An 11,696-nucleotide genomic window follows, 5' to 3' on the forward strand; every position below is an offset into this window, starting at 1 on the left:
TATACCGCTGCCATTCTCCGCTCTCAATCCCTTATTTTATAAGGTTTTGAGTGTGATGCCCGCTGCCAGACTCGAACTGGCACGACCGTTGGTCGACAGATTTTAAGTCTGTTAACATTTTCTTGAAATTGTCCAAAAAATCATTGTTTTTCAGTTAATTAAGTATTGAAATAAAACTTCTGAAAAAATTAGTCATCACATAGTCATCAAAATAAAGATAATTTTTCACAGAAAAAATAAGGTTATTATAAATTTCTAAACTTGAGATAAGATTGCATTTTTTTGTAGTAAAGTTTGAAAGAAATCAATATTTCAATTTAAGTAATGATGCTTAGAAACTAGGCCAAAAGCCATTCAAATAATTTTTCTTGATTGCATTTGTATGCTTCAAAGGGATCAAGTGGAAAAATTTGATGCGCAAGCATGATTTCCCAGTCTACGTAGATTGCCTCCAGCTTCTCGAGGGAGAGATTATGTAGAGCACTTGGGAAGTTGAGGTTTTTGAGAGTAAATTTTTTTTCGATCACGTGAAGGAGAGTCTCCTTATCTTTTGAGTCAAATCTTTGATGAAGATGCACAATATCATAAAGATCTCGGGGACGGACTCGCTCTACAAACGCTCGAAGTTTTTCGGCAAATATTTCGATGAACGAATAACACTGAATTTCTGTTTGAAGAGCTGCATGATCTGAGTAATTATGAAGCAAAGGCTTTTGAATCGTCGGACTCACCAAAATTTCTTGGCGTGAAAGATCTAGCTTGATTTTTGGGAGAGAGCCAGAGCTCAGAAGAGGGCCTTGAAATGGCACTTTTATCTGGATAAAGAGCCCTTCTTTGTCAGGGAAAGGCATCATATTGATATGTGATACATCTACTTTAAGACCACAATGATTCCATACGGTTGTAAAAACGTCTTTCAGATAAGTCAAAATCACTTCTGGCTCAATGGAAGCATAAGGCTTGAGAGTGAAGTCTAAATCTTCGCTAAATCGATATGTTTGAAAATAGCACTTCTTGAGGCACGTCCCACCTTTGAATACCCAGTCTTCTTTTATCGTCGGATGTTGATAAATTCCCCATAGAATAAGACCCAACACATAATCTTTTTCGCAAGTTGCTAATGGGATTCTGAAAAGTCGATGTTTGTGAAGAAGCTCGTTTTTATCAATCATGGTTCACCAGATATGTAGGAACTCTTAAGCGCCAACGTCGTACTATTTTGGGACACTCCAAGGACGAGCAAATTTTGGAATACCCGTGACTAAGATTAGTTTGGTAAAGGAGGATAAATTCTTCTTCTTCTGGAGCAAATTTTTCGAGTCCGAACCCAAGGCGTTTAAAAATTGTTCGATTTCCCATTTTAAAGGCATATTCTGTAAGGAGTGATAAATTCTTATGAGAAGAGCTTAAATAAGCCTGAAAAATATCGAAAAAACCATTCAATCCATAATCCTGAATGAAACAAGCAAAATCAATAACTGTTTTGTGAGGATCACTGTAGAAAATTTTATGAGACTCTACCCAATCTACGGCTGTCCCAAAAATTCTATCTGGAGAAACATGTGTCAGAATGAATTTATTTTCTCCCAAAGTCTTTTTCTTGTGTGTTATGCGTTGGCTTGTAAATACCCATGTCTTTTGAAAAAGTTGGTCCGTGAACCCCCAGAAAGAAGCGCTCGTCCAGCCTCCGAAATAACAGGGCTCAAAAAAATGTTGAGCAAGGAGAAATGGATTTTCGACAGTTATTTGGCTATCAAGGACGTCTAGCGAAATTGGTACATAGGTTCCTGATTGAACCATCTTGAGCCATCCCGAACGGCTGAGAGACCATAGAAATGTTTGCGCTTTCACGCGTGAAAGCGAGAGAATTCGTTGAGCGTCATCAATCGTGATAACCCCTTGAGTTTTAACCAAAAGCTCTGAAAGAGCTTGTCTGCGTTTTGTTGAGAGTCCTTTGAGCATGGTATATTACAAGTATCATATATTTATATATAAGGCAATATATGTGCGATTTAATATACCGATTTTTCATCAACGTTTCGAAATTTTTTGCTTATTTTAAATTCTATTTTTGGTTTGGTCATAGAAAAAGCAGTTTTTTTTATGGGTATCTAAGCTTAAAGAATTCTATTTCATCACTCGTACTTCAGTTGAAAGACGTAGGTAAATTATACCTAGACCCACGCAAATTAACAAACCAGAAGATCGGTTTTTTACGAATTTTATAAAAATTTTTCTTTTCTTACAGTGAACCTTATTAGAGCTACTGGTTAAAAGGCTTTTAGTAGAGAGTCTTTTTCTCTTCAGTAAAAATCTTCGTGAAATGTAACTTAATATGGAGGTTATGATGATGTCTAACAAATATCTTTTTTTTAAAATGTCTGCTTCTCGTATATCATTTTTTAATGACTTTAGAAGATTAAAGAGAATGATAAAAATTGAAATGCTTAAAAAAAAGGAAAAAGCTAAGCGGTTTATAATGAATAAATTAGGCGGTCTTTTTTATGCGTGTATGATATGTTGGATTCCGATGTCATCGGCAATCGGATTTTCTGATGATATCAATTATCCGCGTTTGTATGATTCTGCAAAAGCTGTTCACCCGAATCTTGTACGGGATGAGGCAATCTTAAAATCGAAAGCAGGACGTTTTTCGGAAGTACTCGAATTTATCAGAGATCATGTACCAGGTGGAAGAACGTGCTTCTTGAGTCATGCATCCAATCCGAGAGAATTTAGAACAATAGAAGAAGAACGTCTTTATGAGTATTATGATCAATCTTATCATTTTTTGGTAGCATCTTTAAAAAGCGTTGGATTTGAGACTTTGTTTGATTTACGGACAGATGATCCAAGACTTGGAATTGGAGGAAATAATACCACCATAGATTTTTGTAAAAGAGCTGGGGATGTTAATCATGCTCTTGCTGTTTTTGTCCCCTATTACAAAGAAAGATATGGAGTTGAAAATTCAGGAGTTCGTATTGAATTTGATTGTATTCTGGCAAGACACGACAGAGATCGGTCAAATTTACACTATTATGTCCCTCTTCTCTTAGATGGAAATCTTAACAGTTCAATTCCTGCTACGCCATTCAGAGATCGTCTCTATCAAAATTTTAGAGCCAGAGAAGGAAATAGATTCTTTTATGATGATTTTTTTGATCTTTTAAGGGATCGTCTTATGACAAGTCATCAGGATATTGTAGGTCAAGCAAAACGGCTTTTTGATAATCTTGACCTGCCTATCCCCGGACAGAGAAGAGATGTACCAGATCCTGAAAGTCCTATTATGCAGTTGCAAAGAGGTATGGAAAGCCGCACTGCAGATATCGAAAGGATAACTCGCTATATTATGGACTATCCTCAAATAACAGATTTTAGGTTTATTGTGGGGCCTGTTGGGAGTGGTAAAACAATTTTAGCCCATCTTTTAGCAGGAAGAAACCTTCAAATTAGAAGAATTCCAAACAGGGGCTTCTGTCTTGAAGCGAGGACACATGAAGATCGTCTTCCTGGTTTTGATATAGGTCATGGCACAGCAGCAGGAACTAGGTTCCCAGCAATCTGGCAAGATGGACATTCCTTTATCGTAGATTGTACTGGTTTTGGAGATCCTGAGGGTCCTGTTACAGATATTTTGAATGCTTTTTCGGTGCAGCAATTATTTCAGGGGCGAAACGTTAAAGTAATCTTAGCTGTCAATGAACCGATGATTAGAAGACGTCATGAGTATCAAAATCTTAAGAAATTATTGGGAGATTTGGTTGGTTTTTTTAGAAATGATGAAGATCTGAAACATAGCCTTTCTTTGGTTTTAACTCAGCGAGAAGATATCGATCTCGGTGAATTAGATTTGGAAAGTGACAGACCTGGACAATCAATTTCATCCTTTATTAGTACGGACGTTCTTCCCTATTTTGCTGATGATGGATATTTAGCTGCTCGTTATGAGCGTTCACGGTCTTTGTTGAGATTTTTTGCAGAGCACCCCCATAGAGTTTCATCACTACGGAAAGCTGAAAGACAAGAAGGGCCTTTTGTCTGTGATCGTGAAATGGAAGCTATGAGGCGTGTTATCAGAAATGCTGACTATGTAAATCTTCTCGTTACACTCGAAATTGGAAGAGATGCCAGAGACTTTGTGGCAACAGTCATAAGGCAACGAAATATCGATCTTGTGGGTTATCTGTCAACAACTGGAAGTCAAAGGATTACGAATTTTTGTAACGCTAGAATAGAAGACCGCTGGGGCTCTATCAGGGAGCTAAGACTTTTTTTGAGAGGTCTTTCAACAAAGCTTAGAAATCTTTCAGGAATTCCTTCAAGCGACCCGATGAGATTTTCTACTGAAATCAGAAATGCGAGAGTTATGGATACGGATGAGCTGAACACAAAAATCCAACAACTTTCTTTTCTGAGAACGTTGAATGATGAACTCGATATCAATCTTGTTTTTCAAACAAGGAACTGGGGCGAGTCTTTGAGAAGAATAATTGAGCAAATTGACGCATTAAGTGCTGATCCGGAAGTTCGATATAACGCACCCACTCAAACGCTTTATATTCGTTCTGTTTTCCTTGGAGCTAATGACATCCAAGGCCTCTCCACGAGTCACCCCATGGCATCCTCTGTTTATGCGTATGCTTGGAATACCGTTCTTTTTGACTCACCCGTTATACATCATGGTAAATCACTGGTGATTATTGCCCCAACATGGAGAGCTTTAGTACCGTGTTTGATTGATTTAAGTGGTCTTAAAGGAGGTAATGGTGCTTCAGGTGCGAATGGTGCTCCAGGAAAAGATGGTAAACCTGGGAGTCCTGGACAAAGTGGTGGACATTTTTTTGGGCAATTTTCTACCTTTGAAGGATCAACTCATCTCAGAATTGATACAAGTGGCGGTCAAGGAGGAAATGGCGGCAATGGAGGAAATGGCGCTAATGGCCAAGATGGGGTGGATGGTAATAAAGAATGGTGTATAAGTCGGGGCTGGAGTCACCATCAACCCACAGGAGATCATCATGGTCCAAATTGGTGTGAGCGATCTGGAACAGAGATGATTTATGATGGGAAAGGAACTCCAGGGACAGCAGGACTCAATGGGGGACGTGGAGGACATAAAGGAAAAGGAGGTTATTCTGGAAATGTGTCAGGTGTTGCTCATCTTTTTTATAGATCAGAAAATGGAGCTTCTGGTCATCAGGATGGAACTCCTGGAAAAGCAGGTAAAGGAGGAAAACATGGACGTAATCATGTGGGGCATATTATTAAGGACATAAGGTATCGTGATATGAGAGATGATGAAGATAGAGATTGTATAAGAGAGATGGGCTCTGGTTCTGAACCTGATCGCGTCATCACTTCAATAGGATATTTAGAGTGGAAGGAAGGGGAAGAAAAAGCTCCAAACGGACAGCCAGGTTCAGGGATCAGTGAGGTACGTCCTACACCGCCTGTTCGGAATCTTGACTTAAATGAGGACACTATTCATCAAGACTATAGAGAGAGGTATGAAGAAGCAAGACAAAGTGATCGTATAGTTCCTTTTGTAATAGCTTTTCCAGGGTTAGGACTATAAAACGGATCTTTCAAAAGATGAGCTGCGATCGTAATAAGAGAGGGATGAGTGCATTTAATCCCTCTCTTTTTTATTATTGGGTTTCTGCTGGGAGATAAGGTGTTGCATATGGTCAATTTTCGACTGAATTCTTTTTACGTAAACACACTGTATGTCTAGAATGGAAAGAGCTTTCTTTAACGCATTTTGATAGAAGGTTAAGGCTTCCTTTTGATATCTTTCTACGGTTTCTGAAGAGCTTTTTTCTTGGGATTGCTCATAATACAAGTCCCCTAAACTTTCAAGAACCCTATAATACTGTGCATCTTTATGAGCCTCTAAAATAGATAAAGATTTTTTAAGAAATTTCTCAGAAAGATCCCACTCTTTTTGATCCATATAAAGACACCCTAAGAAGTAGGTAACTTTCCAGACACGTATGGAATTCTCTCCAAAATTTTTCGTAAAAATGCGATAGCTGTTCTTTAAAATTTTTTGAGATTCTTCGTAATCTTTTTGAAGACGCTTTAAATTTCCAAGCTGTATCTGAGAAAAAACGAATCTTACGTCATCTTTTTTAAAATGAAGATGCATAATTTTAATGGATTTTGTTAAATTCTCTTCTGCTTTGATATAGTCTTCTTTGGCAGATTCTTCGAACTTTTCTGTGCAAGCCTTTTCTATATAGGCTTCTCCTAAGTGTACAAGCGGAAGAGCAGAATCTTCGTGTTCAGAGGGAAGGCATTTTTTGGATATTTCGTAGCTTTCTTCCAAGGAGCTGATAGCCTTTTTAAAATCCCCCATTTCTTTATATGTGATCCCAATATCAGCCAAAAACCACCACGATTCTATTGAGCCTTGGTTGTTTTTCAATGAATCGTTGTAGGAAGGAAGGCTTTGATTTAGCCTTTCAAGGGCTTTTTTATAGTGACCTTCTTTTCTCTCTAAATCTCCCAAAAAAGAAAGAGATTTTGCTTTATCACTCGCACTGGATTTTTCTTCAGGATACTTATTATAGAGAGCAACAGATTTTTCTAAATATTCTCTTGCTTTAGAATTTTCTCCTAAATAGGAATAGACATATCCTAAGTATGATAAAAAGAAGGCTATTTCTAATGTTTCTCCTTCAAGAAGATAAGCATGATGATGGAGAGATATATCTTCTGCAATAGATTTGAGCTCCTTAATAGACCCCAAATTAAGATAAATTGCAGCTAACATACTTTTTATTTCCAGTAAACGGTTTTGATTTTGAGACCCATTTGCTTCTAAAAGTTGGCCTTCCAATAGTTTTTGAGTCTCTTTAAAAGGCTTTAAGTTAAAGCGATAGTACAAACCTCCGAGCTTATCCTTAATGACGGAAAAATTAGGGTTTTTCAAAATAGAAGTGCCTTGTAGGAGAGACTCTAGGCTCATTATAAAAGCTTCCATGTGAGGAACCAAAATATTTATTTGAGATAAATCTTTTGTTTTAATAATACTGTCCATGTACTCTTTGAAAGCTTTGACTATATTATCAAAAGGCCACGCTGTTGTTTTTTTCTGGTCATGCATTAAAAAAGCAAGCCCATACGTTTGTGTATGCGTATGTGTTGAGAAAACAATATTCTCCCCATCCTTCGGCTTCGGTTCTCTGATTAGACCGAGTTCCTTCAGATCGCTCAAAAAGTTAATAACGGTTACTTTATCTGCATATTTTTTAAGAAGCTCCCTAGGAATATCTTGAGAATTGATAAGACACATAATAAGGAGCAAGTTTTTATAGTCTTGGTTTTTCTTAATCAATTCTTTAAAATTTAAGGCAATCATCCCATATCTTGTCTTAGAAAATTCATCCCTTTCGTGAAAAAAATTGTAGTGAGGATCATCAAAATGTTTATGAAAATCTTGTAGAGATTCCAAATAATCCTCATAGGTCACACCACGAACATTAATATATGTTGCTGCTTGTGCGATATCATAAGGAAAGGGAGGGAGGTGATTTAGAAACGCCTTTATTTTTTCTCGATCTAGTGAGGGTAAGTCAGAAGGATTTTTTTTAAAGCGAATTTTGCTAAAAAGGATTAAAGAGTTCTCTTCCGTCAATTCTCCCATCTCAATAATATGGTTTATATGGCCACTTTTTATAGTATTTCTATTTCGAGTTGTGATAATCACATATCCTTGGCCCCATTGAGATGGGGTAAGAGGAAAATAAGGCTTAATAATTTCAAAATCAGAAACATTGTCATAAATAAGTATCCAGGTTTTATAGGACTTAAGAATAGTCTGAATGAGGTCCAAAAGCTTCTCTTTCCGATAGTCTTGATGGGGACTGCTCTTAATATCTGATAGGGTTATACGTTGTTCGATTGTTTTGGGAAGAATTTCAGCAAAGCATTCAAAAGATGCCATTAAACTCTCGATGCTTTCTGCATTGAGTTCTCTTACGAGCGTTCCTTTTTGTTGAATGGCGTAAGTCTCTGCTATGGTTGTTTTTCCAGCTCCTTGCGGACCTACGAGAGCAACAACAGGAATATGAGATCCTTTTAAAATATCTCCCATTTCTTTGAGAGTCGAAGAGCGTTTCAAGAGCTCCGATTCTGGAAGCATGACAAATCCTGGGTTAGGAAAAGACTGTGAGGTTTGTTTTTGAAAAGAAGGAAAAAAATTTACATTTTCTCTAAGAATTAAAAGGAAGCAAATAATTATCAAACAAAGAGTCCCTATCCAAAAAAGAGTCTTTTTATATTTTTGAAGAAGTTTAAGATTGTTTGAAAGGGATGCATTAATTAATTGTGGTCTATCTTTAAAGATCTCTTCAGAAGAAGTTACTGCCTTATGAAACCTTTCTATAATCGATCTTACTTGCTCTAACTTCAATAGAATTTTTAAAATACAAAAAATTTTTTCATAATAAGGAGTTCCATAGGAGGCTCCATAAAAATTAATGACGAGAGCATCTTGAAAAGAGATTTTTCCTTTTTCACAAACAATAAAAACAGTGGGAGGATGGGGAACAGTATAGGTGTCTGTTTTATAAAGTTTAGTTTCTGTGAGACATAAGATTCCTTGAACAGAGGCAGAAGATTCTTCTTTCTTAGAAGTTTCGATAATACGAATGCCTGCCTTTTCCAAATCGGTGAGGACTGACTGAAAAAAAGATGGGATTTCTGATCTTTCTTGAAAAGCAACTTTCCATATAACGGAGAAATTTTTAGGAACGAGCTGTTTAATTTGTTTTAAGTGGTCATAGAATAAGTATTTTTCGAGTAATTTATTATAACGGTCTTGATAAAAAGAGAGATTTCCTTCTCTTTCTATAAAATCAATAATTCTGTCTCGAGAATCAAACCCCATAGTTTTTTTTATATTTTCCACATGCTTTTCAACTGTTCTTTTGGATATAGATAAAATACTTGCCACCGTTTCATAACTTTTCCCGCTAACAAGACAAGCAATGATATCTTTCTCTCTATCCGTAAATTCTTCAAGCTTTTCTTTTTCTCTCATTAGATATCTCCGAACAAATCAAATTACATTTGTTTAAATTCTTATTTATTAAATGGATTACAAATATAAAAAGCAATTTAAAAAAATTGAACTTTTATTGGAATGAGTATTCTTCTTTGATGGAGTAGTATTCTTTTTTCTTTCAAAAAAGTTTTTCCATTTAAAAGATAGTTTTTAGAAAATAGATATTTCATAAGAGTTTAAAGGGATCCCAAGAAAAGCTTTGTCTCCATTATAGAGTTTTCATGATCGGCACTTGTTCAAAATATATTTTTTGATGAAACATTCATTTTCATTAATCTTCTGATCAAGAAACATTATCCTCAGCAAAAAGAGTCTGACGCATGGCTGTAATTTTTGTATACATCTCAATGATCTTACTATGGAAAAGACGAAGTTGTTTTCTTAAATATAACGGAACCTTTTCTCTCCAAGCAGGTAATGTTACAGATCCTAATGTAATATCTTCATCTGCCCAAAAAATATGCTCTTGGATTTCTTCCCCATTTCTTTCCAATGTGAGGATTGTTGTTTTTGGAAGTTGAAATACACGATGAGAGCTTGCTGTTTCTCGTCTTTCACATTGAAGATCTGTAAGTAAACAGGAGTATTCTTCACGCGTAAAATCCCAATCTTCATCTTCTATTTGATGAAAGACTTTTTGTGCACGTGTTCCTAATTGAGGAAATGTTGGAAAAAGAGTTTCTGATAAGAGTTTTTCATCTTCCTTTTCATGCACAGTTGCTACTTTTCCTCGAGTTTTAACTTTAGAGGCTTTTGACTCTGGGACATAACGTGTTGCTTGAGAAAAACTTTGTTCTACAAAAAAACTTTCAGGTTTTTCCATTGGATAAGATTTACGACTTTCATTCCGTACTTTCTGCTCCACAAATTTTTTCCTTTTTTCTTCATCAAGTCTCTTTTCTCTTTCAGCAGCTTCTTTTTGGGCTTGTTTTATTTCATCAATCATTCGTTGAGAAAGCTTTTTCTGATGGGATTTTTCTTTAGAGACTTCTTTTTCTTGAACTTTTTGAACTTCTCTTTCTCTTTTTCTTTGATCTAACTGCTCCTGAAAATGGCGTTCAACTTCATCAAGTTCTTTCAGAAAAAAGGTTGTTTCAATTGACATCTGAATTGACTTCATTCTTTCTTTCCATTCTAGACCAAAAGAAATGGTCCGTATTCCTTCAAGAATTTCCCCATACATCTCTGTTTCTTTTTCTATATTTCCAACTTGACCATATACTTTTGCAAGATCATATTTTTGAACGAAATAGGGAGCTTCCGTAGGATCTAAAGCATCTATTCCTTGATGCTTCAATGCAATTCCTTTTTCGTGATCACCTTTTTTGATGTATATTTTTCCTAAAGTACATAAAAGTAAATGGCATTCATTTTTATGTAAGTTCTGAATATTTGAAATTTGTTCAAAATAACGAATGCTCTCATCGTCTTGATCAGCACCATCATTTCCTAATGATGCATAACAGAGAGCTCTATCACGGTCTCGGGAACTGAGAGTCTGGGATCTTAAAACTTCAAGAGCATGTCTTAAAGAATCCCATGCCATTAATAATCTATCATAACACACAGCTAAATTTAAATGACCGTCAACATAATATTTTTCTGGTTGCTCCGGAACTTGTAATGATTTTCTCAGATATATAAGCGATTGTTCTGGGTGAGAAAGATAAAGTGCATCAGCTATTTGACGGTATGTTGTAGCAAATAAATGATAGGTTTGAGATCCTACAATCTTTTCAATTTCTTGAATAGAAGCTAGTTCTTCTGCTTTTTGTAAGTGCCCAGCAGCAATAAAATGTTGTTTAAATGGATATGGACAACAGCAAGATTTGTATGTGTACGCGCACGCATTATTTTTGGAAGCGCTTCAAGTCCCAAGATTTTTTTATAGCATTCTAATTGCTTATCTCTTTCTCCAAGATGAAAATGTCCTGCTCCTTTCTGCATATAGGCATCAAAAAAACGAAGACTTAAACTTTCTTTCTGCTCCGATGTTGACACTGTACTGCGAAATCTCTCAAGTTCAGAGATGTCTTGATCTGCTTTTGTAATGACGGCTGCATAATTTACTTTTCCTCTCTCTTTCTCATCTTCCATACCATAAATTATAGAATTCTGAGAAATTAAAACAAAAAAACCAATAATTCCAACCAAAAAAATAAGAAGATTTTTCAGAGTAATCATGTGAAATCCTCGTAATTAATAAGGAATATTTCCTATAGAATTTAGATTCTATCAACTTTCTAGAGAATGTATTTTATAAAATATTAGCGTATAGAGCGATAAAACTCTTCTGTAAACTTGTGGGCTGTTGATCCTGTAAAAACAAAAGAGGTTTCCATGAGAAAGTAGTCATCTTCAAGTGTTCTTGCAGAAGAAAGCCAATTAAATGAGCCTTCAACATATTTATCATCAGCTATTAGTGTTTTTCGATGTAATTTGTCTATAGGAACCAACATCAGAGTAGGATGTGCCATAAACTCTCTTAAATAGTGTCTCAAAAGAACAATATTTTCGTCGTCAGCACGATAAAAAATCTGTAAGGGTCTTTTTGCTTTTAAAAAGCGATCTAAAATAGATCTAGGAAGAATAGATGATAAATGCCTTATATCTCTTGTAA

7 protein-coding genes are annotated in these 11,696 nt (G+C 35.9%); 1 reads left to right on the forward strand and 6 read right to left on the reverse strand.

Annotated elements, in window-relative coordinates:
- Positions 1-338: 338 nt before the first annotated feature.
- Positions 339-1,172 carry a nucleotidyl transferase AbiEii/AbiGii toxin family protein gene (locus JSS34_07240; protein ID MBS0186115.1) on the reverse strand — a complete coding sequence of 278 codons (834 nt, stop codon included), beginning with the start codon at positions 1,170-1,172 and terminating at the stop codon, positions 339-341.
- On the reverse strand, positions 1,165-1,962 hold the full coding sequence (locus JSS34_07245) for a hypothetical protein (GenBank protein MBS0186116.1): 798 nt from the start codon (positions 1,960-1,962) through the stop codon (positions 1,165-1,167). The genes JSS34_07240 and JSS34_07245 overlap by 8 nt, the downstream gene beginning before the upstream one ends.
- 517 nt (positions 1,963-2,479) lie before the next feature.
- Here JSS34_07245 and JSS34_07250 point away from each other — a divergent pair.
- A complete protein-coding gene (locus tag JSS34_07250; GenBank protein MBS0186117.1) occupies positions 2,480-5,581 on the forward strand; it encodes a hypothetical protein in 3,102 nt (1,033 codons plus the stop codon).
- A gap of 54 nt (positions 5,582-5,635) precedes the next feature.
- Here JSS34_07250 and JSS34_07255 read toward each other — a convergent pair whose 3' ends face one another.
- The 4 genes from JSS34_07255 to JSS34_07270 all read right to left on the reverse strand — a co-directional run.
- Positions 5,636-9,052, reverse strand: coding sequence for a tetratricopeptide repeat protein (locus tag JSS34_07255; GenBank protein MBS0186118.1), 3,417 nt, complete (start codon positions 9,050-9,052; stop codon positions 5,636-5,638).
- A gap of 307 nt (positions 9,053-9,359) precedes the next feature.
- Entirely contained in the window at positions 9,360-10,622 is a 1,263-nt protein-coding gene (locus tag JSS34_07260) for a hypothetical protein (protein MBS0186119.1), read from the reverse strand.
- 209 nt (positions 10,623-10,831) lie between these two features.
- Entirely contained in the window at positions 10,832-11,260 is a 429-nt protein-coding gene (locus JSS34_07265; protein ID MBS0186120.1) for a hypothetical protein, read from the reverse strand.
- A gap of 83 nt (positions 11,261-11,343) precedes the next feature.
- A partial coding sequence (locus JSS34_07270; protein MBS0186121.1) for a hypothetical protein occupies positions 11,344-11,696 on the reverse strand: 353 nt, incomplete at its 5' end.

The sequence above is a fragment of the Pseudomonadota bacterium genome (assembly GCA_018242545.1).
Lineage (GTDB): Bacteria > Pseudomonadota > Alphaproteobacteria > 16-39-46 > 16-39-46 > 16-39-46.

Excerpts from the sequence above, each read along its gene's own strand:
- JSS34_07240 (MBS0186115.1), bottom strand. The coding sequence starts at position 1,172 with ATGATTGATAAAAACGAGCTTCTTCACAAACATCGACTTTTCAGAATC.
- JSS34_07245 (MBS0186116.1), bottom strand. The coding sequence starts at position 1,962 with ATGCTCAAAGGACTCTCAACAAAACGCAGACAAGCTCTTTCAGAGCTT.
- JSS34_07250 (MBS0186117.1), top strand. The coding sequence starts at position 2,480 with ATGAATAAATTAGGCGGTCTTTTTTATGCGTGTATGATATGTTGGATT.
- JSS34_07255 (MBS0186118.1), bottom strand. The coding sequence starts at position 9,052 with ATGAGAGAAAAAGAAAAGCTTGAAGAATTTACGGATAGAGAGAAAGAT.
- JSS34_07260 (MBS0186119.1), bottom strand. The coding sequence starts at position 10,622 with ATGGCATGGGATTCTTTAAGACATGCTCTTGAAGTTTTAAGATCCCAG.
- JSS34_07265 (MBS0186120.1), bottom strand. The coding sequence starts at position 11,260 with ATGATTACTCTGAAAAATCTTCTTATTTTTTTGGTTGGAATTATTGGT.